A 23,512-nucleotide genomic window follows, 5' to 3' on the forward strand; every position below is an offset into this window, starting at 1 on the left:
GCGGGGCAGGACGATCAGGACATGGACATCCTGGTCGACCTGCCCTGCCGCCGCCTCCGTCTCGTCCTCGACGAGGGCTCCGACCGCACGGCGTTCCTCGCCGAGATCCGGTCCCGCCGCGGCGCGGACCCTCCGCGCTGCCTCGCCGACCCGGGCCGCCCCTGTGGCCCGGGTCGGCCCTGCGCGTTCCGGTCCCGGCGCGACACGGCCGTGCGCCGCCCGCCCGGCCCCGCCCGTCCCGGTCCGGCATCCCACAACGCGCGTCGCCGCCGTCTCCCGCGCCCTGCCTTGCGGGGGCCCTTGCTGGGGCCCTTGCGCAGCGAACGCGCTGTTCGCTGCTTCTAGGCGTCGAAAGTCCCCGTTCGCGGTGATCGCCTCGGGGTGTGCGCCTCGCCCTCGTGAAACGAACGCGCCGTTCGCTGCTTTCGAATCAGCGAACGGCGCGTTCGTGTCAGCTGGGCCGCGCGACAGCGGGGTCCGGCGCGCCTCGAAGATCACCAGTGCGCCACGCACCTCTTCGGTGCTGAGAAGGTGCATGGCGCACTCCTGATCTTCCGGGGCTCGCGGTGGTCGTGCGCGAGAGGCACATTGCGCATGATCGAGAGGCTTGTCGACCTGTCGAACGTGCCTCTCGGGCCCGGAGAACCCTGGTGACACTCTCGCGAGAGCGAGAGGGAGAGTCAGCCCCAGAGGTGTCGGCCCGTGCCGTTCGACGGCGTGCCGGGCGGGAACTCGCGCACGCCGCGCTCGGGGTCGTACGTCGCGATCAGTTCCTCGAAGTCGTGGACGAGGACGGCCGACCAGCCGAGTCGCTCGACGACGAGGTCGAAGACGATCCGGGCGCGGCGCCGCTGTTCCGCTTCTCGAAGGTCGCCGTCGCAGATGTCGCCGGTCCACAAGGACCACATGATCGGGAGGTCGTCGTAGATCGAGAAGTCCTCCGGGGCGGCCGCGCCGACCGACTGGTAGTCGTTGATCGCGATCTCACCTCCGATGTGCCCGGTGGTCGGCGAGAGCTGCTGCGTTCCTACGAAGACACCTTTCGAACGTCCGTACGAGACGTCGAACCCCAAGGCGTGCCCTAGATCGCGCGCCGCGAGCTCGACGTCGGCGTAACCAGGATCGACGAAGAGGTCCTCGAACGTCGACATCTCATTCCCACAGATGGCGACTACGGGCGTCGGCGAATGTCCCGTGCGGGAACTCGCGCACGCCACGCTGGGGGTCGTAGGTCGCGATCAATTCCTCGAAGTCGTGGACGAGGATGGCCGACCAGCCCAGTCGCTCGACGACGAGGTCGAACACGACGCGGGCACGACGCCGTTGTTCCCGCTCCCTGACATCCGGGTCGTCGATTCCTCCGGACCACAGCGACCACACGATCGGGAAGTCCTCGTAGATCAAGAAGTCTTCGGGGACGACGGGGTCGGGGATGTGGTACGGGTTGCGCTCGATTCGCCCCCCGACATGACCGCCGACCGCCGGCCATTCGGAGGCTCCGATGTAGAGGTGCCCCGCCCGCTCGTTGAGTCGGAGCCCGAAGATGGACACGAGGCGGTCGGCGATGCCTTCGGCGTCGTCGTGACCCGGATCGATGAACAGGTGCTCGAACTCGGACACGTCAGGGGAACCAGATCTCGCCGTCGGACAGGAGAACCCGCACGGACTCCGGTGGAGTCTCTCCCGGGCGGGTCATGTTGCGGAGCGCTCGCCGCCATCCGTCGGTCGCCATCTCCGCCGTGAGCCCGGTCGTGCGTCCGTCGATGACGATGTGCCCGCCGCCGAGGTCGGCCAACTGGGCGTTCGCGTCGCGGATCCGGTTGCTGACCGACGACGACGAGCTCGCGACCTTGAGCTCCGTGTAGGTCCCGGGGTCCTGGGGCCCGGCGCGGACGATCACGTCGGGGTTCTTGTAGTCCTTCACCTCGCGGGGCCGCCGCGAATGGACCATGGCTCCCTCGTCCGCGAGGCGCTGGGCTGTCAGACGCTCGTGGGCCAGGAGCCGGTTCGCCGACTCGTCGAGGCCCGGCCGCCAGGCCCCGTACAGCCGGCCCCAGTCGGTGGGCTCCAGCGCCGCGCGGATGCCGTCGCCCCAGCCGCGGAGGAGGTCGCCGTCCGGCGCCGGGTGGCGCAGCGCCCGGGTCGCCCAGCCGCCCCAGCCGGCACCCACCACCCCGCCGCCCGCGCCCCACGCCGCCGCACTCCGCAGGTCGGGAGCCGAGTAACCGCCGTCGTCGAGGGCCTCGACGCGGTAGACCTGGGCGACCGTGTTGGCCGCCACCCCGTCGACCGCGCCGAAGGCCGCCCCGGTGAGCGAGGTCGAGACGATGCCGGCCACGGAGGTCGAGACCCGCACCCCGATCTGCGCCGCGAGCGCCACCAGGCGCGCGGCGACCCCGGCCGCGGCGGCCGCCGACGCACCGAACGTGAACCAGGCCATGGCCGCCCCGAGCACGATCCCGGCGCCGATCTCCACGGCCAGCGTCTGGATCTCGTGCTTCGCGGTCTCGACCTCGTCGGCGTAGCGCCGCAGCGCCCCGGCGAGCGACCGGCACGCCTCCGCGGACGGGAGCAGCCCCTCGCGCTCGATCGCCGCCCAGCGCGCCCGGAACGCCTCGGCCGCCTCGCCCTCCCATCCCTGCAACGCCTGGCCCGCCCCGGCGCGTCCGCCCTCCACGGCGCGGTCGAGCGCGACCGCCGCGCGCTCCCAGGCGTCCGCGGCGGCGCGGAGTTCCTCCTCCTCGGCGTCGGGCCACCACAGGCCGACGGTGGAGACGACGGTGTCGACGGCGGCGTCGCCGGGGCTGCTCACGGCGGCCCACCGAGGCTGCGGCCGCCGGCCTCGTCGCCCGCCCGGTAGTCGGCCGCCGCCCGGTCGAGGCCCTCCGGGACCCCCGCGAGAACGCGGGCCAGGGCGTCGAGCGCGCGCAGGCCCTCGTCGGCCCGCGGCTGGTACCCGGCCGCGAACCCCCGGCCCTGCTCGTCGCGGCCGGACACGTCACCCAGGGCGCCGAGGGCACCGCGCAGGTCGGCGACGGCGCGCCCGAGCTCGTCGGCGACCCCGCGGAACCGCTGTGCCCCCGCCCCGAGCGCGTCCGGGCGGCTGTCGAACCCCTCGCTCACGACGCCGACGGTAGAGCCGGCGCCGTCGCCGTGGGTGCGGTTCCGCGAACGTCGTCACGGCGACCTGACGGGCGGTCAGTAGGCTGTCGGCCGCCATGCGCATCGGCATCGTGTGTCCGTACTCGCTGGACGTGGCGGGCGGGGTCCAGGCCCACGTCCTCGACCTCGCCCACGCCCTGACCGGCCTGGGCCACCACGTCGACGTCCTGGCCCCGGCGGGCGAGGACACGCCGGTGCCGGCCGGGGTGACGCGGGCCGGGCGGTCGCTCGGCATCCCCTACAACGGCTCGGTCGCGCGCCTGACGTTCGGCCCGGTCTCGCTCGCGCGGGTGCGGCGCTGGCTGCGTGACGGCGACTTCGACGTCCTGCACGTCCACGAACCGACCGCGCCGAGCCTGTCGTTCCTCGCGCTGGTCGTGGCGGAGGGGCCCGTGGTGGCGACCTTCCACACCTCCACCCCGCGCTCGCGCACCATGACGTTCTTCGAGCCGGTGCTGCGCCCGCTCCTCGAGCGCGTGACGGCGCGGATCGCGGTGTCGCCGCTGGCGCGCCAGGTCTACGTCGAGCACCTCGGCGGGGACGCCGTGGAGATCCCGAACGGCGTCGACGTGGCGGCGTTCGCCGACGGACCGCCCCTGCCCGGGCACACGCTGCACGGGGACGGCGCGACGGTCGGGTTCGTCGGCCGCTACACCGAGCCGCGCAAGGGCATGCCCCTGCTGCTCGAGGCGCTGCGACCGCTGGCGGCGCGGCGACCCGACCTGCGGCTGGTGGTGGTCGGGCGGGGCGACGAGGACGAGCTGCGCGAGCAGGCGGGCCCCGGGCTCGCCGACCGCATCACGCTCCTGGGCGCCGTCGACGAGCCGACGAAGGCCTCGATGCTCGCCTCGGTGGACCTGCTCGCGACCCCGAACACCGGCGGCGAGAGCTTCGGGGTCGTGCTCGCCGAGGGCATGGCGGCCGGAGCGCCGGTGGTCGCGAGCGACATCGACGCCTTCCGCCGCGTGCTCGGCGAGCCGCCGGCCGGTGTGGCGGTGCCGAGCGGCGACGCCGCCGCGTGGGCCGCCGCGATCGCGGCGCTGCTCGACGACCCCGCGCGCCGCGAGGCGCTGCGCGCCGCCGGACGCCGTCGGGTGGCCGCGTTCGACTGGTCGGTCGTGGCCGCTGCCGTCCTGCGGGTGTACGAGGTCGCCGTCGCGGCCGACCCGCGCCGGGTGGGCGCGAACGGGCGCGTGTCGGCGCCCGTCCCGACGGGATCCCGGGAGCGGGGCCGGCGGGGTCAGGACCTACCGTCATCGTCGTGACCCTCCTCGGCCCCACCGGCGTGCTGGTGGTCATCGTCGTCACCGCGGTCCTGCTGCTGGTGATCGTCACCGGCGCGGTGCTGGTGGCCCGGGCCCGGCGGCTCGACCGCCTGCACGTGCGCACCGACGCCGCCGCCGCGGGGCTGGCGGCCGTGCTCGACCGGCGGGCCGCGGTCGTGCGCGCCATTGCGGCCACCGCCGGACCGATCGCGCTGCCCGACGCCGACCGCCGGGCCCTGCGCGCGGCGGCCCGCGCGGCGACGGCGACGCGGGCGGCCGGCGAGGGTGCGCTCGACGCCGGGCGCGAGGAGGCCGAGAACGACCTGACCCGCGCGCTCGCCTCGCTCGACACCGCGGCCCTGCCCGCCGACCTCGCCGCCGAGCTCGCGGACGCCCACGCCCGCGTCTCGGTCGCCCGCCGCGTCCACAACGACGCGGTCCGCGACACCCGGGCGTTGCGCGGCCGCCGGATGGTGCGCTGGCTGCGCCTCGCGGGCACCGCGCCGGTGCCGCGCTACTTCGAGATCGCCGAGCCCGGGCCGGACGGCCTGCCCGCCGAGCCGCCCGCGGTGCGCGTCGCGCAGGACGCGGTGCGCGCGGTCGTCGTCGACGGCGACGGGCGGGTCCTGCTGTTCGAGGGCGTCGACCCCGCCCGCCCCGCCGAGACCTTCTGGTTCGCCCCGGGCGGCGGCGTCCGCACGGGGGAGGACCCCGTCGCGGCGGTCGTGCGCACGGTGGGGGAGGAGACCGGGCTGCTGGTCCTCCCGGACCAGGTCCGCGGTCCGCTGTGGGTGCGCGAGGTGGTCTTCGAGGCCGACGGCACGACCTACGCCGGCCGGGAGCTCTTCTGCTCGGTGCACGTGCCGACCGGTGACATCGACAGCAGCACGTTCACCGAGCACGAGGCGCGCACCGTCACGGGACACCGCTGGTGGACCCCGGCCGAGCTGGCCGTGACCCTCGACGTGGTCCACCCGCACCAGCTGCCTGATCTGCTGGCCGACCCCCGCGCCCTCGAACCCGGCCCGGTCCCGCTCGCGATCCACTGAGCCCGGACCTACCGGCCCACGACGGCGTCCTCGTACGGCGCCCCCACAGGGATCTCGGTGATGACGTCGACGAGCACGCCGGACGGGTCGGCGACGATGAAGTGGCGCTGCCCGAACTCCTCGGAGCGCAGCTCGAGCTCGGGGCGCAGGCTGCCCCGGACGACGAGGCGCTCGTACTCCGCGTCGACGTCGGGCACCTCGACGTTGAGGAGCAGGCCGCGCGCGGCGGCCCGGAAGCCGGCGGGCACCGTCGGGTGATCGGCGGCGACGAAGGCGAGCTCGTGGGCGCCGCGCCGCAGGCTCACGTACCAGTCGACCTCGAAGACCACCTCGAAGCCGAAGTGCTCGACCCAGAAGCGGCGCGAGGCGGCGACGTCCGTGACGCCGAGGACAGGGTAGAAGCCCGTGAGGTCCATGATCTCCCTTTCGCGTACCGTTGGTACGCCGACTCTGACCGACGTACCATCGGTACGTCAAGCGGGAGGTGACATGGCCGGGGTGCGGATCGAGCAACGGGAGCGGACGCGCCGCGCGCTCGTCGAGCAGGCGCGGGCGCTGTTCGCGACGCGCGGCTACGGCGACGTCGGCCTGGCCGAGATCGTCCGCGCCGCGGGCGTCACGAAGGGCGCGCTCTACCACCAGTTCGAGGGCAAGGCCGACCTGTTCCGGGTGGTGCTCGCCGAGGTCGCGGCCGAGGTCGCCGACGCCGTCGTCGCGGCGGCCGAGGCGCAGGGGGATGACCCGTGGGCGCAGTTCACGGCCGGGAGCCGCGCCTTCCTGGAGGCGAGCACCGACCCGGCCGTCGCCCGGATCGCGCTCGTCGACGGGCCGGCCGTGCTGGGCTGGACGGAGTGGCGCGCAGTCGACGAGGCCACGTCGGGACGCCACCTCGTGGAGGCGCTCGGGACGCTGGTCGCCCGCGGTGTGCTCGCCCCGCGCCCGGTGGCGCCGCTGGCCCATCTGCTGGGGGGCGCGATGAACGAGGCCGCGCTGTGGCTCGCCGTCACCGACGAGCCCGACGCGCTCGAACGGGTGTGGGGTGAGCTCCTGGCGATGATGGAGGCCCTGCGCTGAGGGTGCACCGCGTCACCCTTCACGCGCGCCTGACGGACGTACCATCGCGACCAGACGCCGCTGTCGAGAAGTGCATCCCCGGAGGACCACCGTGACCAGGCCCGACACCGCCCCCACCACCGGCACCGGAGGGGTCAAGCGCGGCCTCGCCGACATGCTCAAGGGCGGCGTGATCATGGACGTCGTCACGCCCGAGCAGGCGAAGATCGCCGAGGACGCCGGCGCCGTGGCCGTCATGGCCCTCGAACGCGTCCCCGCCGACATCCGCGCCCAGGGCGGCGTCGCGCGCATGTCCGACCCGGACATGGTGGCGGGGATCGTCGAGGCCGTTTCCATCCCGGTGATGGCCAAGGCGCGGATCGGGCACTTCGTCGAGGCCCAGGTGCTGCAGTCGATCGGTGTCGACTACGTCGACGAGTCCGAGGTGCTGACCCCGGCCGACGAGGCGCACCACATCGACAAGTGGGCGTTCACCGTCCCGTTCGTCTGCGGTGCGACCAACCTCGGCGAGGCGCTGCGCCGCCTCGGCGAGGGCGCGGCGATGATCCGCTCGAAGGGCGAGGCCGGCACGGGCAACGTCGTCGAGGCGACGCGGCACATGCGCGCGATCCGCTCCGAGATCCGGGCGCTCTCGCGCATGGACCCCCAGGAGCTGTACGCCGCGGCCAAGGAGCTGCGGGCGCCGGTGACGCTGGTGCAGGAGGTCGCGGAGGCCGGACGTCTGCCGGTCGTGCTGTTCACCGCCGGCGGCATCGCGACCCCGGCCGACGCGGCGATGATGATGCAGCTCGGCGCCGAGGGCGTGTTCGTCGGCTCCGGCATCTTCAAGTCGGGCGACCCGGCCAGGCGCGCCGAGGCGATCGTGCGGGCGACGACGTTCCACGACGACCCGGACGTCATCGCGAAGGTGTCCGCGGGGCTGGGCGAGGCGATGGTCGGGCGCACCACGGCCGACATGCCCGAGCACGAGCGGCTCGCGACCCGCGGTTGGTGACGCTGCAGCCCTCGAGGTGGCGAGCTCGATCACCCGGGCGCGTGGGACGATGCGGGAGATGACCACGTCGCACGGCTCCCCGGTCGACCCCGAGGCGCGGACCGAGACGATGCGCGCCGTCGGGCCCGACACCTCCGTGGCTCCGCCGCGACCCGCCCGGCGCAGGCCCGAGCCGGAGCAGGTCGAGGAGCCGGCGCAGCGCAACGGCATGGGCACGCCCGCGCTGGTGCTCGGCCTGCTCGCCGCGGCCACGTGCTGGACCGGCTGGGCCGGCGTGGTGCTCGGCCTCCCGGCGGTGGTGGCCGGCTACCTCGGGGCGCGGCGCGCGTTCCACAACCTCGCCACCGACGGCGCCGCGTCGCTCGGCGGCCTGGTCGCCGGGGCCGTCGGGCTGATCGCCGGCGCGATCATCGTCTGGCCGACGCTGTTCGGCACGGGCGGCTTCGGCGACGGGCTGACGCTCGACCAGTGCATGGCGCAGTCGACGTCGGCCCGCGAGATGCACATGTGCAAGTCGCAGCACCTCACCGAGTTCAACCAGCGCTACCCGAACGCCGCGGAATGAGCGCCGGTGGCACGATCGCGTCATGACGTCGGCCACCCAGGGCAGTGACCAGCGCGAGCGCGACGGCGGCCTCGGGACGGCCGCGCTCGCCCTCGGGCTGCTGGCGGTGGGCACGTGCTGGCTGGGCTGGCCGGGCGTGGTCCTGGGCCTGCTGGGGCTGGTCGTCGGGTTCATCGGCTCGCGCCGCGCGTTCCACGACCCGCACCGCAGCGGCGGGATGTCGCTGAGCGGCTTCGTGCTGGCCCTGATCGGGCTCATCGTCGGCGCCTGGATCGTCGTGCCCGGCCTGCTCGGCATCGGCACCTTCGGCGAGGGCCTCACCCTCGACGAGTGCATGGCCCAGGCGCAGGGGCAGCACGAGGAGCGGATGTGCGCCTCCCAGCACGTCGACGAGTACCGCGCCCGCTTCGGCGACCCCGGCACGGGCTGACGGTCCCGACGGCACCGGCCCGCATGTGCGCCGCCCCGATCGGTGACCCCGTCTGCTGACGCAGTCCCCGACGGGAGGAGCCGCGGTGAGCGGCCACCAGCAGGAGCACCCCGGCCACGAGCACCTCATGGCCCCGCCCACCGACTGCGGCGAGGACACCTACCGCGGCACAGGGCGGCTGACCGGCAAGGTCGCGCTGATCACGGGCGGCGACAGCGGCATCGGCAGGGCGGTCGCGATCGCCTTCGCCCGCGAGGGCGCCGACGTCGCGTTCGGCCACCTCCCGGCCGAGGAGGAGGACGGGCAGGAGGTCGAACGACTCGTCACGGAAGCCGGCCGCGCGGCGGTCCGCGTGCCCGGCGACCTGTCGGACCCGCAGGCGTGCCGCGACCTCGTCGCCCGGGCGGTCGAGGCGTTCGGACGCCTCGACGTGCTGGTGAACAACGCGGCGTTCCAGATGGTGCGCCCGACGCTGGAGGACGTCCCGGACGAGGAGTGGGACCGGACGGTCGCGGTGAACCTCGACGCCCTGTTCCACGTCACGAAGGCGGCGCTGCCGCACCTCGGCCCGGGCGCCTCGATCATCAACACGACGTCGGTGAACTCCGACAACCCGCCGCCCGGGCTCATCGCCTACGACGCGACGAAGGCGGGGATCGCGAACTTCACCGCCGCCCTCGCGCGGAAGTACGGCGAGCGCGGCATCCGCGCGAACAGCGTCGCGCCCGGGCCGATCTGGACGCCCCTGATTCCGGCGACGATGCCGGCGCAGGACGTCGAGGGCTTCGGGAAGGACACCCCGCTCGGGCGGGCCGGCCAGCCCGCGGAGCTCGCTCCGGTCTACGTGATGCTGGCCTCCGACGAGGCGAGCTACGTCTCGGGTGCGCGGATCGCGGTGACCGGCGGGACCCCGATCCTGTGACCGGCCGGCTCCCGCTGCGCGCGCCGGGAGCCACGCGGTGACGTGGGCGACCCGGCGGGTGCTGCGCACGGTCCTGCCGCGCTGACGATCCGAGGGCTGAACCGTTCCTAGACTGGAGGCGTGAGCACCCCCGTCGGCGTCCTGGCCCTCCAGGGCAACGTCCCCGAGCACCTCGACGCCCTGCGCGCCTGCGGCGCCGACGCCCGCCCCGTGCGGCGCCCGTCGGAGCTGGCGGAGGTCGCGGGGCTGGTGCTGCCGGGCGGGGAGTCGACGACGCTGTCGAAGCTGCTCGAGGCGTTCGAGCTGCTCGAGCCGCTGCGCGAGCGCCTGCGGGCGGGGATGCCGGCGTTCGGCTCCTGCGCCGGGATGATCCTGCTGGCCCGCGAGGCCGTCGACGCCCGCCCCGACCAGCACCAGCTCGGCGCGCTCGACATCACCGTGCGCCGCAACGCCTTCGGGCGCCAGGTGCAGTCGTTCGAGACCGACCTCGCGGTGACCGGCGTCGGTGGCGGGCCCGTGCGGGCGGTGTTCATCCGCGCGCCGTGGGTGGAGTCGACGGGCCGGGGCGTCGAGGTGCTCGCCCGCGTCCCGGGCTCGGTGCGGGGCCCGGCGTCGGGCAAGGTCGTCGCCGTGCGCCAGGGCCCGGTGATCGCCACGGCGTTCCACCCCGAGCAGACCGGCGACGCCCGCCTGCACGACCTGTTCCTGCGTCGCGTGCGCGAGGCCGCCCCCACGTGAGCTCTCCGCGGGGCCGTCGCCGTGGGCGTGCTCAGGTGAGCCGGTGGCGGATGAGGCGGGAGGAGTTGGCGACGACGGCGACGGACGACGCGTTGTGCAGGATCGCCGCCACCACCGGTGACAGCGCGCCCCCGGCCGACACCAGCAGCCCGACCGCGTTCACCGCGATCGACATCCCGTAGTTCTGCCGCACCAGCGCGATCGCGTGCCGCCCGAGGTCGCGCAGGTCGAGCAGGCGCGCGAGGTCGTCGCCGGCCAGGGCCACGTCCGCGGTCTCGACGGCGACGTCGGTGCCGCCGACGCCCATCGCGATCCCGATGTCGGCGAGCGCCAGGGCCGGGGCGTCGTTGGTGCCGTCGCCGACCACGGCCACCGTGTGCCCCGCCGCCTGCAGCGCGCGCACCACGTCCTGCTTGTCCTCGGGCAGGACCTGTGCGCGCCACTCGTCGACGCCGAGCTCCGCGGCCACGGCGGCGGCGGTCTCGGGGTGGTCGCCGGTGAGCATGACGATCCGCTCGACGCCGTCGGCCCGCAGCGCCGCGAGCACCTCGGCGGCCTCCGGGCGGACCGTGTCGCGCAGGCTGATCAGTCCGGTCAGCTCGCCGTCCACCGCCAGCAGCAGCGGCGTCTCCGCCGCGCGCCGCAGCCGGCGCACCCAGCCGTGCGCCGCGCGCGGGATCGTCACCTTCTGCGCGCGGAGCAGCTCGCGCGATCCCAGCAGCAGGGTGCGGCCGTCGGCCTGGACCCGCATGCCCTGGCCCAGCAGCACCTCGCACTCCTCGTGCGGCGGGATCTCGATGCGCCGCTCCTCGGTGGAGCGGATCACCGCCTGGGCCAGCGGGTGCCGCGAGTGGATCTCCGAGCTCGCGGCGAGCGCCAGCACCTGCTCGGGGGCGACGTCGTCGTCGAAGGACACGACGTTCGTCACCACCGGCCGCCCGACGGTCAGCGTGCCCGTCTTGTCGAACACGACCGCATCGACGCGGCCCGCCGCCTCGAGGTGCGAGCCGCCCTTGACGAGGATCCCGCGGCGCGCCCCGTTCCCGATGGCCGCGCTGATCGCCGTCGGCGTCGCGAGACCCACCGCGCACGGGCACGCCACCAGCAGCATCGTCATCGCCCGCCGCACGTCACGGGTGACGACGAGCGTGGCCAGCGACAGCGCGAACGACGCCGGGACGAAGCGCCGCGAGAAGGCCTCGCCGACGGTCTGGATCGGCGCCCGGTCGGCCTGTGCGGACTCGACGCGCTCGACGATGCGCCCGAGCGCGGTCTCGGTGCCGACGCGCTCGGCGCGCACCACGATCCGCCCGCGCAACAGCACCGAGCCCGCCGGCAGCCGCGCGCCCGCCTCGACCTGCACGGGGAGGTTCTCGCCGGTGATCGCCGCCTGGTCCACCACGGCCCCGCCGCCGGAGGACTCGACCACGACCCCGTCGACGGGCAGCACGACCTGCTCGTGCACGACGACCTCGTCGCCGACCTCGAGGCGGGCGATGTCCACCTCGACCTCGACCGAGGACCCGGTCGCGTCGTCCGCGCGCACCCAGATCCGCGTGCGTGACCCCGAGAGCAGGTCGGAGATGGCGCGCCGGCTGCGGCGCAGCGTCAGGTCCTGGAGGTACTCGCCGATGTTGAGCAGCCACAGCACCGTCAGCGCGACGACGTTCTCCCGCAGCGCCAGCGAGGCGATCGTCGCCGCGGAGACGAGCGCGTCGGTACCCGCGCCGCGCCCGCCGGTGAGCGAGCGCAGGGCCCCGCGCAGGAAGGGGTAGCCGGTGACGATCGTGACGACGGTGGCGGCGAGCCGGCTCGTCGGGCCGAGCACCGGGGGCCGGCGCAGGACGTAGCGCCGCCCCCCGAGCAGCAGCAGGGCCAGGGCGCCGAGGCCCATGCGCAGCAGGTCGCCGTTGCCGACGTCCGCCGAGCGCGGGGCGCGGCGGGCCGGGGCGCCGGGGTCGGTGACGCCCGTGATCACCGACGGCAGGGCCGCCCGCGCGTCGGAGGCCGCGTCGTACCAGACCACGACCGCGCCGCTGCGGGGATGCGCGTGGGCCTGCCGGACACCGGCGACCGCGTCGAGCGCGTCCTCGACCGCCACAGCCAGGGCGGGCCGGTCGCGCAGCCAGGGCGTCGCGAAACGGACGCGCCCGGCGGCGTCGGAGACGACGGTGGGTGACACCGGCTCAGTGCTCGTGGTCGTGCCCGGCCGCCCCGGCCCCCGGGGCGGGCGCCTCCTCGCCGAGGCGGCCGCGGGCCTCCGCCACGATGTCGCCCGCCGAGAGGCGCACGCGCTCCGCGCCCGTCTCGGCCGCCCGCGCACCCCGCAGCCCCGCCGTCGTCACCGCCACCGCGGCCTCGTGCAGGCGGGGTCCGGTGGCGAGCTTCCGGACTCCCTCGACGACGGCGACGCCCACCACCCCGGTCGCGATCGTGCCCGCCGCCCGTGCCGCCAGTCCGGCCCACACCGTCATGCCCACCTGCTCCCTCGAGACGATCTCGCGGCGCACGCTAGCCGCGCCGACCGCGGACGTCATGGCAGGTCATGCGCGTGAGTGCATGGGTGGAGCGTGGGTGATCGCTGGATATCGCGGACGTACCCAGCCGGGTCTACCCTCGTCGTGCCGTCCCACGACGCCGAGGAGACCGCCCCGTGCGCTACGCCGACTGCCCCACCGTCGAGGCCGAGGTCCACATCGCGGCGCCGCCCGCGCGGGTGTGGCCGCTGGTCAGGGACATCGAGGTCGTCGCCGACACCTCCGAGGAGCTGCAGGAGGCGCAGTGGCTCCCGTCGCCCGAGGGGCCGGCCGACGGGGACGCGCCCGCGGTCGGGCACCGCTTCCGCGGCCGCAACTCCCACCCGCAGGCCGGCGACTGGGAGACGGTCTCGACGGTGATCGAGTGTGACGAGGAGCGCCGCTTCTCGTGGGCCGTGATGGACACCGCGAACCCGACGGCGACCTGGCTCTTCACGCTCACGCCCGTCGAGGGCGGCACCGAGCTGCGGCAGTGGGCGCGGATGGGCCCCGGCCCGTCGAACCTGAACAAGGTCATCGACACGATGCCGGACAAGGAGGAGCGCATCGTGGCCGGACGCCTGCGCGAGTGGCAGGCGAGCATCGAGCGCACGCTCGCCGGGATCAAGGAGCGCGCGGAGGCGTGAGGTGAGGACCGCCACCACGATCGAGGCCTCCGGCGCCTGGCCCGAGACGGTCGACTTCGTCGTCGAGGCCGAGCGGCTCGGGCTCGACGTGTGCTGGGTGGCCGAGGCCTGGGGCTCCGACGCCCCGTCCCCGCTGGGGTTCCTCGCCGCGCGCACCGAGCGGATGTTGCTCGGCGCGGGCGTGGTGCAAGTCGGTACCCGCTCGCCCGCGCTGATCGCCCAGACCGCGCTGACCCTGCAGACGATGTCGCAGGGGCGCTTCCTGCTCGGGCTCGGCAGCTCCGGGCCCCAGGTGCTCGAGGGCCTGCACGGCGTGCCGTTCGCCCACCCGCTCGGCCGGATGCGCGAGACCGTCGAGGTCGTGCGCCGGGTGATGGCGGGGGAGAAGGTCACCTTCGACGGCCGCCACGTCACCCTCCCGCTGCCCGGCGGCGAGGCGCGCCCGATGCGGGTGTCGGTGTCGGCCGAGCAGCGGGTCCCGATCTACCTCGCCACCCTGTCGCCGAGGATGCTGCGCCTCACCGGCGAGGTCGCCGACGGGTGGCTCGGCACGAGCTTCGTCCCCGAGGGCGCCGCGACCTCGCTCGACCCACTGGCCGAGGGGGCCGCCGCGGCCGGTCGCGCCCTCGCCGACCTCGACCTCTGCCAGGGCGCCGAGATCGCCTTCGCCGACGACGAGGAGCAGCTCGCCGCGATGCTCGACGACCGCCGCCCCGGGCTGGCGTTCAGCCTCGGCGGCATGGGCTCGGCGAGCCGGAACTTCTACCACGACGCCTACGCCCGCCAGGGCTGGAGCGACGTCGCCGCCGAGGTCCGGGCGCTGTGGCTCGCGGGCCGGCGCGACGACGCGGCGGCGGCGGTGCCGCGGGCGATGGTCGCCGCGACCACCCTGATCGGGACCGAGGACGGGGTGCGCGAGCGGCTCGGCGTGTGGCGCGACGCCGGTGTCACGACGGTGCGGCTCTACCCGGCGGGCGCGGACCTCGGGCAGCGGCTCGACACGTTGGCGCGGGGGATCGAGATGGTGCGGGAGGTCTCGCGATGACGACGCCGCTGCGCTGGCGCGACATCGACAGCGGCGCCTGCTCGATCGCGCGCACGATGACCGTGCTCGGCGAGCCGTGGACGGTGCTCGTGGTGCGCGACCTGCTGCACGGCGTCCACCGCTTCGACGACCTCGTCGCCCACCTCGGCATCGCGCGCACGGTGCTGACCCGCCGGCTCGCGGTGCTGGGGGACGCGGGGCTGGTGGAGACGGTCGAGTACCGGGAGCCGGGGCGCCGGACCCGGCGCGAGTACCGCCTGACCGAGGCCGGCCTGGACCTGCGGGGCGTGCTGATGGCGCTCATGGAGTACGGCGACCGGCACCGGGGCGACGGGCCGCCGGTGGAGGTGCGCCACGCGGGCTGCGGGGAGCGCGTGACGATGGTGGCGGAGTGCGCCGCCGGTCACCGGCTCGGTCCGGAGGATCGGATGCGGAGCACGCCGGGGCCGGGGGCGCGCAGCTCCGCGCCCCCGGCGTGACGACTACTGCGCCGCGTCGGCGACCTTGTCGATCGTCTGCGTCATCTGGTCCTCGGTGATCATCGGGAAGAAGCCCCGGAACTGGTCGTCCTGCACCCCGCTCCAGTCGTAGACCTGGGTGACCTCGGTGCCGTTGCCCGAGGGCTCGAGCTTCCAGGTCCAGACGTGGCCCTTGGCGGTGACGTCGCCGAGCTTGTCGGTGTAGCCGTCGAGGGGGTGCAGCTGCGGCGCCCAGGCGATCTCGCGGCCCTGCTCGTAGGCCGTGACGGTGTTGAGCATCTGGTAGTCGCCCAGCGCGTCGTTGTGCATGTTCATCACGAACTGGTCGCCGACACCGCTGACCGTCGCGTTGCCGTCGACACCCTTGAGCATGCCCGCGCCGTCGAACTCGTGGTGACGCCCGGGCGTGGCGAGCAGCGTGAACAGCTGCTCGGGCTTGGCGTCGACGGTGCGGGTCACGGTGATCTGGTCACTCATGGTGGTGTCGTGCCCGTCACGTCCGCCGGGCAAACGGTTGGGCACGACCGGCGCGGGCGTCAGCGTCCCGGCGGCGCCAGCCGGTAGACCGCGTCCGCCCCGTCGTCGGTGATGTAGACGGCCCCGTCCGGGCCCGGCACGGCCGCGACGGGACGCCCCCACCGCGAGCCGTCCGGCCCCTGGAAGCCGCCGACGAGGGTGCGCTGGCCCTCCAGGCCGCCGTTGCGCCACGGGTAGAACGACACCTCGGGCGCGCGGGGCGTCTGCCGGTTCCACGAGCCGTGGACGCCGACCAGCGCGCCCTGCCCGTACGGCGCGGGCAGCGTGCCGAACGCGAGGCCCAGCGGGGCGGAGTGCGCGCCCATCGTCTGCTCGACCGGCGTGAGCGTCGCGCAGTCCAGCGCGCGCCCGTCGGGGTTGGTCTCGGCGTCGGCGACGAAGGGGACGTCGGACGGGTCCAGCGCGCTGCCGGGCACGCCGGGCTGCACGTCGGGGTCGGGGTTGCAGTAGGGCCAGCCCACGTCGCGGCCGGGGTAGAGCCGCGCGAGCTCCTCCGGGGGGTGGTCGTCGACGTAGTCGGGGATGACCCGGCCACGCGCGGACCCGTCGTCCTCACCGTAGGGCCGGTCGTAGGGGAAGGGGATGTTGTCGCGGTTGTTCACCGCGGTCCACACCGCGCCGTCCGGGGCGATCGCGAGGCCCGTGCCGTTGCGGACGCCCCGCGCGTACGGCTCCGCGGGCCCGCCGCCGGGCGGGACGCGCAGGATCGCGGCACGCTGCGGGGTCGACTCGCGGTCCTGCGGCGAGACGTTGCCCGTCGACCCGACCGAGAGGTAGACCGCACCGTCCGGCCCGACCGCCACGCTCTTGAGCGCGTGCGCGTAGGCGCCGCCCAGCTCGGGGCTGCGCGCGTCGGGCAGGTCGTCGACGACGGTCGTCGGGGCACCGAGGGTGCCGGTGCGGTAGGGGTAGGAGCGCACGGCGTTGCTCTCGGCGACGTAGAGCGTCGCGCCGGAGAACCACAGTCCGTGGGGCTGGGTGAGGTCGGCGACCAGGGTCGTGGACCGCGTGCCGCCCGGGCCCGCCACCAGGCGCACGATCTCGCCCGCACCCGGGCGGGAGACGAGCAGCGCGCCGTCGGGGGCGAACGCGGCCATGCGGGCGCCGGGCACCCGCGCCCACACCGACATCGTCCAGCCGGCGGGCACGAGGGCCTGGCGGGCGACGTCGAACGGCTCGGCGCCCAGCCCGGGCGGGACGGCGACGGGCGTGGGCACCAGGGCCGCGGTGGCGGCGCCCGCGGGCGCGGGCTCGGCCTCGCCGACGGGGCCGGCCGAGGCGGTGCGGGCCGGGTCCGGGGGACCGGCGGGCGGGGCGGGGTCGGGCGCGGCGGAGCCGCAGGCGGCGACCAGCGCGACCAGGGCGGCGGTCATCACGGCCACCAGAGAGCGAGCCATGTCCATCCTTCGTCCTCGACGGCCCGGCGGGTCGAGCCCACCACACGCCGCCGGGTGCCGCCGCCGGGGGCGCTCAGCCGCGCAGGATCAGGCAGCTCGAGGTCGCCTCGGCGACGAGACGGCCCTGCCCGTCGACGAGCTCGGCGCGGGCCAGGGCCGTGCTGCGCCCGGAGTGCACGACGTACCCGGTGGCGCGGCTGGTCCCCGAGTCGGCGGTGAGCCTGCGCAGGAACTTCACGTTGAGGTCGAGGCTCGTGTAGGCGACGCCGGCGGGCAGCGTGCTGTGCACGGCGCACCCGGCCGCGGAGTCGAGCAGCGTCGCGTAGATCCCGCCGTGCACCGAGCCGATCGGGTTGTAGTGGTACTCGGCGGGCTCGACGGTGAACACGACCCGCCCGGGCTCCACCGAGGCCACGCCCGCCCCGACCAGCGTCATGATCGGCGGCGGCGGGAGCGTGCCGTCGGCCATGGCCTGCAGGAAGGCGAGCCCGTCCTGCCCGGCGGCGGCCTCGGCCAGCGCCCGCGGATCGGACCAGGTGTGGGTGCGCTCGCGCGTCGTGACGTCCATCTGGGTATCGAATCACAACTCAGCGGTGTCGGCACCGTACCGCTCCGGCCCGGGCCGGGTGGGCGTCGGTAGACTGGAGCGCCGGAAGTGTGCGCGGCGCGAGCCGCGATCGGTGTCGCCAGTGCCGGCCGGGGGCCTCCCGGGAGCGGCGCCGCGGGGTGACGACCGCGAGGCACCGGCGAGACGAAGGGCGGGAGACGATGAGCGGCCACTCCAAGTGGGCGACCACCAAGCACAAGAAGGCCGCGATCGATGCCAAGCGCGGCAAGATGTTCGCCAAGCTGATCAAGAACATCGAGGTCGCGGCGCGCACCGGCGGGGGCGACCCGGCCGCGAACCCGACGCTCTACGACGCCATCCAGAAGGCCAAGAAGACATCGGTCCCCAACGACAACATCGACCGCGCGGTCAAGCGCGGCTCGGGCGCCGAGGCGGGCGGGGCCGACTACCAGGCCATCACCTACGAGGGCTACGCCCCGGGCGGTGTCGCCGTGCTCGTCGAGTGCCTCACCGACAACAAGAACCGCGCCGCGGGCGAGGTCCGCACGGCCATGAACCGCAACGGCGGCGCCATGGCCGACCCCGGCTCGGTGGCCTACCTGTTCACCCGCAAGGGCGTCCTCATCGTCCCCAAGGCCCAGGGCGGCGGCGAGCTCTCCGAGGACGACCTGCTGCTCGCGGTGCTTGAGGCAGGCGCCGAGGAGGTCAACGACTACGGCGAGAGCTTCGAGGTCCTCACCGACCCGTCCGACCTCGTCGAGGTGCGCAAGGCCCTCCAGGAGGCGGGGTTCGACTACGACTCCTCCGAGGTCTCCTTCGTGCCGTCGATGAACGTCGAGGTCGACGCCGACGGGGCGCGGAAGGTCCTGCGGATCATCGACGCGCTCGAGGACTCCGACGACGTGCAGAACGTCTACTCGAACTTCGACGCCTCCGACGAGGTCATGGCCGAGGTCGGCTGACGGTGACCGCCCCGCCGTGCGTCGTCGCCGCCCTCACGGCGGCCGACGCCGGTGAGGCGCTGACGGTGCAGTACGCGGCGTACCTCGCCGAGGCGCGCCGCTACGGCACCACCGAGATCCCGCCGCTGCGCGAGTCGGTCGCCGAGCTCGCGGCCGACCTCGGGCGCCCCGACATCCGTGCCTTCGGCGCCTGGGCGGGCGAGCGCCTCGTCGGGTCGGTGCGGCTGCGCGGCGGCGGGCTGGGCACCGGGTCGGGGTGCCTCGAGCTCGCCCGCTACTCGGTGGCCCCGGACGCCCAGGGCCACGGCATCGGCCGGGCGCTCATGGAGCGCGCCCACGCCGAGCTCGCGCCGGGCGACGTGAGCTGGCTCGTCACCGGTGCCCGCAGCGACGAGAACCTCCGGCTCTACCGGCGCGCGGGCTACGAGGAGACCGGGCACCTGGTCGACAGCGCCGGTGTGGACCTGCTCCGTCTCGAGCGTCTCGCCCGGTGACCGCCGTGACCTCGCGCAGGTCCGAGGCGGTGACGATCGTGTCCCGCCTGGCCGGCGTCCTCGTCGCGGTCCCGGCGGCCGTCGTCGCCGCCTGGGTGCCGTTCTGGTGGTGGGCGCCGGTGGGCTCCCCGGTCGCGTTCGCGCTGCTGGCCGTCACGCCGGTCGTCGCCGCGGTGGCCGTGGTCGTCGCGGTGGCGGCGTTCCTGCTGCGCCGGCGCGCGGCGGGGGTCGTGGCGCTGATCGCGGCGCTGGTCCTCGTCGCCGTGGTCCTGCCGCGGGCGACCGACGACGGCGATCCGGTGGTCGAGCCGGGTCCCTCCGTCACGCCGGTCACCGTGGCCACGGTGAACCTGCAGTTCGGGCGGGCGAAGCCGGAGGCGGTGGTGGGACTGGTCCGCGAGCAGCGGGTGGACGTCCTGGGGCTGCAGGAACTGACCCCGGAGGCCGAGCGCGCGCTCGCCGCGGCGGGCCTGACCGGCGAGCTGCCGTACGTGGTGTCGCGGGCGCGCGACGGGGCGGGCGGCACGGCCCTGCTCGCGCGCCACCCGCTCGCCCCGTCGGGACTGACGCTGCGCGAGGGCGTGTTCTCCCAGGTCACCGCGAGGGTGCTGGCGCCGAGCGGGCCCGTCGACGTCGTCGTCACCCACCCCGCCGCGCCGGTGTTCCGCCAGGACGCCGACGGCTGGGCGCGGGAGATCGAGGACCTGCCCGCACCCGCGCCGATGGAGGGGCCGCCGCGGCTCGTGATCGGTGACCTCAACGCGACGCTCGACCACCGTCCGCTGCGCACGCTGCTGGACGGGATGTGGAGCGACGCGGCCGCGTCGCTCGGCGCGGGCCTCCGGGGCACGTGGCCGACCGACGCGACGCTGCCCCCGTTCGCGGCGATCGACCACGTGCTGGTGTCCGGGCCGATCGCGCCGAGCGACCTCGCCGTCCGCGAGCTCCCCGGCACCGACCACGCCGGCCTGGTGGTGACGCTGCTGGTGCGCGACGGGCGGGCGCGCGTCAGCCCGGGAGCGTGAGCGGCCGCGACAGCACGCGGCTCCAGACCTCCCGCTCGGCGTCGGGCATCGCCACCGGCCCGTCGAATGGGGTCACGGCGAGGCGGTCGTCGTCGGCGCTCCATGTTCCGACCACCCGCCCGTCGTCGACGACGACCGGGGCGATCCATCCCGCGGCGCGGCTGACCTCCTTGCGGTGCGCGGGGGGCACGAGGTCGGGGTCGGCGGTGCCGGCGCCGAGGACGTAGGGGTCGAAGGGGCCGAGGAGCCGGACACCGATCGGGCCGGCCGACGCGAGGTCGTCGAGGTCCTCGGTGCGGGCGTGGCGCGTCTCGCCGTCCACCGTGACCTCGGTGAGCGTCCCGTCGTCGACGAGCTCGGCGAACCAGCGCCGCAGCCGCGCCTTCGGCGTCATGCCGCGCAGCAGCCACGCGTCGAACGCCGTCGGCGTCGCCGGGCCGTGGGCGGCGAGGAACGCGGGGACGACGCTGCGGGCGGCCTCGTCGGGGTCGGGCAGGCCGGGCCAGGGGGGTCGGGTGAACGTCACCCGGCCGCCCGCCGGTGGTCCGTGGCAGATCAGGCCCTGCCAGGCGAGCGGCTTGAGCACGGTGCCCCACCCCGACGTGATGGCCTCGGCGAGGCCCTCCTCGCCGCTGTGCGCCACGAGCGCGGCGGTGAGCTCCTCGCGGGTGAGGACGGCGTCGCCGGCCAGGACCTCGACCACGGCCGCCTCGAGCGCGGTCATCTGCGCGGCGGTGGCGAACTCCTTCTGCCACGAGCCCTTGTCCCACGACCGGGCGGCCGCGAGCAGGGCGAGCAGCGAGGGTGCCTGGTCGGCGTCGAGCAGGTGCAGCGTGCCCCGCGCGGCCCAGGTCCGGACCAGCGTGCCCGCGGCGAGCGCGGCGTCGACGGTGCCGTCGTCGGCGGTGCCCGCCGGGGTGCGGACGGCGACGGCCTGCGCCGCGGCCGAGGGCACCTGGGCCTGGACGCCGAGCAGGCGGCGGGCGACGGCGACGGGGTCGCTGCCGTCGTGCTCGGCGACGAACTGGCGGCGCAGGCGGAAGCGCCGGACCTCCGCCGGGGCGAGCTTCACGCCTGCTCGAAGGAGCGGTGCCCCGCCGGCTCGGTGTCGGTGACGTCCACGCCGCTGACCCAGGCCTGCGGCGAGCCCTCGCGCGCCCACGTGAGCATCCGCTCGACGGCGTCGTCCTCGCCCTCGACGACCATCTCCACGGTGCCGTCGTCGCGGTTGCGCACCCAGCCGCCGACGCCGAGGCGGGTGGCCTCGTCCTCGGCGCTCGCCCGGAAGAAGACGCCCTGGACGCGTCCGTGCACGACGATGTGCTTGCTCTGCACGCTCGCCCTCCGTTCGAACATGTGTTCTACTGATGCCGATGACGACAGCCTGGACGCCCTCGCTGTTCGGTGGGGGCGAGACCGCCGAGGACCCCGGGGTGGATCCGGCCGTCGCCCCGCGCCGCATCGTCCTCGACGATCGTTCGTGGGTCGACCTGGCCCCCGCCTGGATCACGGGCGCGGACGCGTGGTTCGACGCGATCGTCGCGTCCGCGCCGTGGGACCAGCGCCGGCGCCGGATGTACGACCAGGACGTGATGGAGCCGCGGCTGACGTGCGGGTGGCGCATCGAGGAGGCGCCGGACCCCATGCCCGCCGTCGCCGCGGTGCTCACCGAGCGCTACGGCGTCCGGTTCGACCGGGTGGGCGCCAACTACTACCGCCACGGGGACGACTCGGTGGCCTGGCACGGCGACCGCGTCCGCTTCACCCACGAGTCGCCGGTCGTCGCGATCGTGTCGCTGGGGGCGCCGCGGCGCTTCGGGCTGCGGCCGCTCGGGGGCGGGACGTCGCGACGGCTGACGGTGGCGGGGGGCGACCTGCTGGTCATGGGCGGCCGGTGCCAGCACGAGTGGCAGCACACGGTGCCCAAGTGGCCCGGCGCGGGCCCGCGGGTCAGCGTCACGTTCCGGCACGACGACCCGGGGCCTCGTCCCTAGATCACTCCCAGACGGCCACGGGCTCGCCCAGTGCCTCCACGTCGACGGTCGCGCCGAGCCCGGGGGAGCGGCCGGGCAGCACGCCGTCGGTGGTGACGACGGTGTCGAGCGCCGCGATCCGGCGGGTCACCATCTCCTCGGCGTTCAGCACGCCGCGCAGCGAGCGCGGGGGCACGGTGGCGCCGAGGTGCAGGATCGCGGCGTAGGAGAGCGACGAGCCGACGGTGTCCTGGACGCTGACCGTGAGGCCGGCGGCGCGGGCGAGGTCGCGGTGGCGTCGCCCCGGGATGAGGCCGCCGGCCTTGGAGATCTTGAGGTTGATCCGTCGGCGACGTCGCCGGCGACGAGGGCGGCGAGATCGCCGTCGGTCTGGGCGAGCTCGTCGAGGACGAGGGGGTACGGGCAGCGGGCGCGCAGCGCGAGGGTCTCGCGCCAGGTCGCGCACGGGGCCTCGAGGGCGAGGTCGAGGCCGGGCGGCAGCAGCGCGATCATCCGCAGGGCGGCCTCGGGCAGGAGACCGCCGTTGGCGTCGACGAGGAAGTACTCGCCCGGCCGGCGGTCGGCGAGGCTCGCGACGATCCGCTCGGCGTCCAGCGCCGGGCCGCCCTCGGCGTCGAGCGCGCCGATCTTGACCGAGTGGGCGCGGTAGCCCCGGGCCCGGTACTCGGCGACGTGGGCGCGCATCGTCTCGGGGTCCTCGGCGCCGATCGAGGACGTCGGCGCCATGGGCACGCCGGTCGAGCCCCCGAGGAGATCGCAGACGGGGAGGCCGACCGACGTCCCGAACGCGTCCCAGCAGGCCACGTCGAGCGCGGTGCGGGCGTCGTGGTGACCGGTGAGGGTGCGGTCCATGACGTCGCCGACGCGCTCGGTGCGCCGGGGGTCGAGGCCGAGCAGGGCGGGCGCGAGCAGTCCGATCGCCGCGCGGGTCCCGACCGGGTGCGCGGCGACGTACGTCGACCCGAACGGGGTGCTCTCGCCCCAGCCCTCGGTGCCGTCGTCGCAGCTGATCCGCACGACGGAGGCGTCGAACGACGTGTAGGTCCGGCCGCCCGAGAGGTGGTAGGTCCCGCCGGCGTAGGGAAGGTCGACGGCGTACAGGGCGATGCGCGTGATCTTCACAGCTCCGGCCTCACAGCGGGATGTCGCTCGTGTCCCCGTCCGCGCGCGGCCCCTGGAGCCGGCGCTCCTCCGCGGCGATGCGCATGTCGTTGATGCTCGCCTCGCGCCGTGCCATCAGCCCGTTGTCGGCGAACTCCCAGTTCTCGTTGCCGTAGCTGCGCCACCACTGCCCGGCGGCGTCGCGGCACTCGTACTGGAAGCGGACGGCGATGCGGTGCCCGCCGAAGGTCCACAGCGACTTGCGCAGCACGTAGTCGCGCTCGCGCTCCCACTTGCGGGTCAGGAACTCGACGACCTGCTCGCGGCCGGTGACCCACTCGTCCCGGTTCCGCCACACCGTGTCCAGCGTGTACGCGAGCGCCACCTTCTCCGGGTCGCGGGTGTTCCACGCGTTCTCGGCGGCGAGCACCTTCGCCCGCGCCGACTCCTCGTCGAACGGCGGGAACGGCGGGCGAGGCTCCTCGGGGGTGGTCATGACGGTCAGCATGCCGCGCCGAGGAGATCACGGGCACGTCGGTCACCTCGGT

29 protein-coding genes and 1 pseudogene are annotated in these 23,512 nt (G+C 75.1%); 15 read left to right on the top strand and 15 right to left on the bottom strand.

The genetic code is table 11. The features are described from left to right. Positions 1-680 precede the first annotated feature (680 nt). From WCD41_RS11040 to WCD41_RS11055, 4 genes are read right to left on the bottom strand one after another with little or no spacing between them, the layout of a single operon-like run. Positions 681-1,151: a hypothetical protein gene (locus WCD41_RS11040; protein ID WP_337713479.1), complete on the bottom strand. Its 471-nt coding sequence runs from the start codon at positions 1,149-1,151 to the stop codon at positions 681-683. Between the two features lies 1 nt (position 1,152). After that, entirely contained in the window at positions 1,153-1,620 is a 468-nt protein-coding gene (locus WCD41_RS11045) for a hypothetical protein (protein ID WP_337713480.1), read from the bottom strand. Between the two features lies 1 nt (position 1,621). Continuing rightward, positions 1,622-2,812 carry a WXG100-like domain-containing protein gene (locus tag WCD41_RS11050; protein ID WP_337713481.1) on the bottom strand — a complete coding sequence of 397 codons (1,191 nt, stop codon included), beginning with the start codon at positions 2,810-2,812 and terminating at the stop codon, positions 1,622-1,624. After that, on the bottom strand, positions 2,809-3,123 hold the full coding sequence (locus tag WCD41_RS11055) for a WXG100 family type VII secretion target (RefSeq protein ID WP_337713482.1): 315 nt from the start codon (positions 3,121-3,123) through the stop codon (positions 2,809-2,811). Before WCD41_RS11055 ends, WCD41_RS11050 begins: the two co-directional genes overlap by 4 nt. A gap of 95 nt (positions 3,124-3,218) precedes the next feature. Here WCD41_RS11055 and WCD41_RS11060 point away from each other — a divergent pair, with 95 nt between their 5' ends. Both WCD41_RS11060 and WCD41_RS11065 read left to right on the top strand, forming a co-directional pair. Then, positions 3,219-4,427, top strand: coding sequence for a glycosyltransferase family 4 protein (locus WCD41_RS11060; protein ID WP_337713483.1), 1,209 nt, complete (start codon positions 3,219-3,221; stop codon positions 4,425-4,427). Further along, entirely contained in the window at positions 4,424-5,476 is a 1,053-nt protein-coding gene (locus tag WCD41_RS11065; RefSeq protein ID WP_337713484.1) for an NUDIX hydrolase, read from the top strand. Before WCD41_RS11060 ends, WCD41_RS11065 begins: the two co-directional genes overlap by 4 nt. An 8-nt stretch (positions 5,477-5,484) precedes the next feature. Here the strand turns inward: WCD41_RS11065 and WCD41_RS11070 are convergent, their stop codons facing one another. Beyond that, the gene (locus WCD41_RS11070) at positions 5,485-5,892 is read right to left on the bottom strand and encodes a VOC family protein (protein ID WP_337713485.1); all 408 of its coding nucleotides are present in this window, start codon (positions 5,890-5,892) and stop codon (positions 5,485-5,487) included. Between the two features lie 73 nt (positions 5,893-5,965). Between WCD41_RS11070 and WCD41_RS11075 the strand changes: the two genes are divergently transcribed. From WCD41_RS11075 to pdxT, 6 genes are all read left to right on the top strand, one after another. Then, entirely contained in the window at positions 5,966-6,550 is a 585-nt protein-coding gene (locus WCD41_RS11075; RefSeq protein WP_337713486.1) for a TetR/AcrR family transcriptional regulator, read from the top strand. Positions 6,551-6,641: 91 nt separating this feature from the next. Continuing rightward, positions 6,642-7,544, top strand: coding sequence for a pyridoxal 5'-phosphate synthase lyase subunit PdxS (gene pdxS, locus WCD41_RS11080; RefSeq protein ID WP_337713487.1), 903 nt, complete (start codon positions 6,642-6,644; stop codon positions 7,542-7,544). A 58-nt stretch (positions 7,545-7,602) separates the two neighbouring features. Further along, positions 7,603-8,109, top strand: coding sequence for a hypothetical protein (locus WCD41_RS11085; RefSeq protein WP_337713488.1), 507 nt, complete (start codon positions 7,603-7,605; stop codon positions 8,107-8,109). A gap of 22 nt (positions 8,110-8,131) precedes the next feature. After that, positions 8,132-8,539, top strand: a complete 408-nt coding sequence (locus tag WCD41_RS11090) for a hypothetical protein (RefSeq protein WP_337713489.1) — start codon at positions 8,132-8,134, stop codon at positions 8,537-8,539. 127 nt (positions 8,540-8,666) lie between these two features. Continuing rightward, complete coding sequence (locus tag WCD41_RS11095; RefSeq protein ID WP_373695132.1) at positions 8,667-9,461, top strand: SDR family oxidoreductase; 795 nt, start codon at positions 8,667-8,669, stop codon at positions 9,459-9,461. Positions 9,462-9,581: 120 nt separating this feature from the next. Next, positions 9,582-10,199: a pyridoxal 5'-phosphate synthase glutaminase subunit PdxT gene (gene pdxT, locus WCD41_RS11100; RefSeq protein WP_337713491.1), complete on the top strand. Its 618-nt coding sequence runs from the start codon at positions 9,582-9,584 to the stop codon at positions 10,197-10,199. Between the two features lie 31 nt (positions 10,200-10,230). Here the strand turns inward: pdxT and WCD41_RS11105 are convergent, their stop codons facing one another. Both WCD41_RS11105 and WCD41_RS11110 read right to left on the bottom strand, forming a co-directional pair. Beyond that, complete coding sequence (locus WCD41_RS11105) at positions 10,231-12,381, bottom strand: heavy metal translocating P-type ATPase (protein ID WP_337713492.1); 2,151 nt, start codon at positions 12,379-12,381, stop codon at positions 10,231-10,233. A 4-nt stretch (positions 12,382-12,385) separates the two neighbouring features. Continuing rightward, positions 12,386-12,736, bottom strand: a complete 351-nt coding sequence (locus WCD41_RS11110; RefSeq protein ID WP_337713493.1) for a DUF1490 family protein — start codon at positions 12,734-12,736, stop codon at positions 12,386-12,388. A 116-nt stretch (positions 12,737-12,852) separates the two neighbouring features. Here WCD41_RS11110 and WCD41_RS11115 point away from each other — a divergent pair, with 116 nt between their 5' ends. The 3 genes from WCD41_RS11115 to WCD41_RS11125 are packed head-to-tail and all read left to right on the top strand — an operon-like array spanning position 12,853 to position 14,886. Further along, entirely contained in the window at positions 12,853-13,362 is a 510-nt protein-coding gene (locus tag WCD41_RS11115) for an SRPBCC family protein (RefSeq protein ID WP_337713494.1), read from the top strand. A gap of 1 nt (position 13,363) precedes the next feature. Further along, positions 13,364-14,407 (top strand): LLM class flavin-dependent oxidoreductase, encoded by a 1,044-nt coding sequence (locus WCD41_RS11120; RefSeq protein WP_337713495.1) that lies wholly within the window; start codon positions 13,364-13,366, stop codon positions 14,405-14,407. Then, positions 14,404-14,886: a winged helix-turn-helix transcriptional regulator gene (locus WCD41_RS11125; RefSeq protein WP_337713496.1), complete on the top strand. Its 483-nt coding sequence runs from the start codon at positions 14,404-14,406 to the stop codon at positions 14,884-14,886. The genes WCD41_RS11120 and WCD41_RS11125 overlap by 4 nt, the downstream gene beginning before the upstream one ends. Before the next feature lie 3 nt (positions 14,887-14,889). Here WCD41_RS11125 and WCD41_RS11130 read toward each other — a convergent pair whose 3' ends face one another. The 3 genes from WCD41_RS11130 to WCD41_RS11140 form a co-directional block, all read right to left on the bottom strand. Further along, positions 14,890-15,363, bottom strand: coding sequence for an SRPBCC family protein (locus WCD41_RS11130; protein WP_337713497.1), 474 nt, complete (start codon positions 15,361-15,363; stop codon positions 14,890-14,892). 59 nt (positions 15,364-15,422) lie between these two features. Next, positions 15,423-16,820 carry a PQQ-dependent sugar dehydrogenase gene (locus WCD41_RS11135; protein WP_337713498.1) on the bottom strand — a complete coding sequence of 466 codons (1,398 nt, stop codon included), beginning with the start codon at positions 16,818-16,820 and terminating at the stop codon, positions 15,423-15,425. A 73-nt stretch (positions 16,821-16,893) separates the two neighbouring features. Continuing rightward, the gene (locus WCD41_RS11140) at positions 16,894-17,388 is read right to left on the bottom strand and encodes a PaaI family thioesterase (RefSeq protein WP_337713499.1); all 495 of its coding nucleotides are present in this window, start codon (positions 17,386-17,388) and stop codon (positions 16,894-16,896) included. Between the two features lie 200 nt (positions 17,389-17,588). Here WCD41_RS11140 and WCD41_RS11145 point away from each other — a divergent pair, with 200 nt between their 5' ends. From WCD41_RS11145 to WCD41_RS11155, 3 genes are read left to right on the top strand one after another with little or no spacing between them, the layout of a single operon-like run. Further along, positions 17,589-18,350 (top strand): YebC/PmpR family DNA-binding transcriptional regulator, encoded by a 762-nt coding sequence (locus WCD41_RS11145; protein ID WP_337713500.1) that lies wholly within the window; start codon positions 17,589-17,591, stop codon positions 18,348-18,350. 2 nt (positions 18,351-18,352) lie between these two features. Then, positions 18,353-18,844, top strand: a complete 492-nt coding sequence (locus tag WCD41_RS11150) for a GNAT family N-acetyltransferase (protein ID WP_337713501.1) — start codon at positions 18,353-18,355, stop codon at positions 18,842-18,844. Next, positions 18,841-19,869, top strand: a complete 1,029-nt coding sequence (locus tag WCD41_RS11155; protein ID WP_337713502.1) for an endonuclease/exonuclease/phosphatase family protein — start codon at positions 18,841-18,843, stop codon at positions 19,867-19,869. The genes WCD41_RS11150 and WCD41_RS11155 overlap by 4 nt, the downstream gene beginning before the upstream one ends. On the opposite strand, the gene WCD41_RS11160 is transcribed toward WCD41_RS11155, so the two are convergent. Then, positions 19,853-20,941, bottom strand: coding sequence for a winged helix DNA-binding domain-containing protein (locus WCD41_RS11160; protein ID WP_337713503.1), 1,089 nt, complete (start codon positions 20,939-20,941; stop codon positions 19,853-19,855). The genes WCD41_RS11155 and WCD41_RS11160 overlap by 17 nt on opposite strands. Beyond that, complete coding sequence (locus WCD41_RS11165; RefSeq protein ID WP_337713504.1) at positions 20,938-21,204, bottom strand: acylphosphatase; 267 nt, start codon at positions 21,202-21,204, stop codon at positions 20,938-20,940. The genes WCD41_RS11160 and WCD41_RS11165 overlap by 4 nt, the downstream gene beginning before the upstream one ends. A gap of 38 nt (positions 21,205-21,242) precedes the next feature. Here WCD41_RS11165 and WCD41_RS11170 point away from each other — a divergent pair, with 38 nt between their 5' ends. After that, positions 21,243-21,863: an alpha-ketoglutarate-dependent dioxygenase AlkB gene (locus tag WCD41_RS11170; protein ID WP_337713505.1), complete on the top strand. Its 621-nt coding sequence runs from the start codon at positions 21,243-21,245 to the stop codon at positions 21,861-21,863. 1 nt (position 21,864) lies between these two features. Here WCD41_RS11170 and WCD41_RS11175 read toward each other — a convergent pair whose 3' ends face one another. From WCD41_RS11175 to WCD41_RS11185, 3 genes and pseudogenes are all read right to left on the bottom strand, one after another. Further along, positions 21,865-22,308, bottom strand: a complete 444-nt coding sequence (locus WCD41_RS11175) for an enolase C-terminal domain-like protein (RefSeq protein WP_337714197.1) — start codon at positions 22,306-22,308, stop codon at positions 21,865-21,867. Next, positions 22,200-22,985 (bottom strand): annotated as a pseudogene (locus WCD41_RS11180) (mandelate racemase/muconate lactonizing enzyme family protein); the annotation flags it as partial. The gene WCD41_RS11175 and the pseudogene WCD41_RS11180, both read right to left, overlap by 109 nt. Before the next feature lie 10 nt (positions 22,986-22,995). After that, positions 22,996-23,460 (bottom strand): nuclear transport factor 2 family protein, encoded by a 465-nt coding sequence (locus WCD41_RS11185; RefSeq protein ID WP_337713506.1) that lies wholly within the window; start codon positions 23,458-23,460, stop codon positions 22,996-22,998. Between the last annotated feature and the right edge of the window lie 52 nt (positions 23,461-23,512).

The sequence above is a fragment of the Actinomycetospora aeridis genome (assembly GCF_037400275.1).
Classification (GTDB): Bacteria; Actinomycetota; Actinomycetes; order Mycobacteriales; family Pseudonocardiaceae; genus Actinomycetospora; species Actinomycetospora aeridis.

Bases quoted from the DNA above. Each gene is read 5' to 3' on its own strand.
- WCD41_RS11040 (WP_337713479.1), bottom strand. From the start codon at position 1,151: ATGTCGACGTTCGAGGACCTCTTCGTCGATCCTGGTTACGCCGACGTC.
- WCD41_RS11060 (WP_337713483.1), top strand. From the start codon at position 3,219: ATGCGCATCGGCATCGTGTGTCCGTACTCGCTGGACGTGGCGGGCGGG.
- WCD41_RS11070 (WP_337713485.1), bottom strand. From the start codon at position 5,892: ATGGACCTCACGGGCTTCTACCCTGTCCTCGGCGTCACGGACGTCGCC.
- WCD41_RS11075 (WP_337713486.1), top strand. From the start codon at position 5,966: ATGGCCGGGGTGCGGATCGAGCAACGGGAGCGGACGCGCCGCGCGCTC.
- WCD41_RS11085 (WP_337713488.1), top strand. From the start codon at position 7,603: ATGACCACGTCGCACGGCTCCCCGGTCGACCCCGAGGCGCGGACCGAG.
- WCD41_RS11090 (WP_337713489.1), top strand. From the start codon at position 8,132: ATGACGTCGGCCACCCAGGGCAGTGACCAGCGCGAGCGCGACGGCGGC.
- WCD41_RS11095 (WP_373695132.1), top strand. From the start codon at position 8,667: ATGGCCCCGCCCACCGACTGCGGCGAGGACACCTACCGCGGCACAGGG.
- WCD41_RS11110 (WP_337713493.1), bottom strand. From the start codon at position 12,736: ATGACGTCCGCGGTCGGCGCGGCTAGCGTGCGCCGCGAGATCGTCTCG.
- WCD41_RS11125 (WP_337713496.1), top strand. From the start codon at position 14,404: ATGACGACGCCGCTGCGCTGGCGCGACATCGACAGCGGCGCCTGCTCG.
- WCD41_RS11130 (WP_337713497.1), bottom strand. From the start codon at position 15,363: ATGAGTGACCAGATCACCGTGACCCGCACCGTCGACGCCAAGCCCGAG.
- WCD41_RS11135 (WP_337713498.1), bottom strand. From the start codon at position 16,820: ATGGCTCGCTCTCTGGTGGCCGTGATGACCGCCGCCCTGGTCGCGCTG.
- WCD41_RS11140 (WP_337713499.1), bottom strand. From the start codon at position 17,388: ATGGACGTCACGACGCGCGAGCGCACCCACACCTGGTCCGATCCGCGG.
- WCD41_RS11145 (WP_337713500.1), top strand. From the start codon at position 17,589: ATGAGCGGCCACTCCAAGTGGGCGACCACCAAGCACAAGAAGGCCGCG.
- WCD41_RS11170 (WP_337713505.1), top strand. From the start codon at position 21,243: ATGACGACAGCCTGGACGCCCTCGCTGTTCGGTGGGGGCGAGACCGCC.
- WCD41_RS11185 (WP_337713506.1), bottom strand. From the start codon at position 23,460: ATGACCACCCCCGAGGAGCCTCGCCCGCCGTTCCCGCCGTTCGACGAG.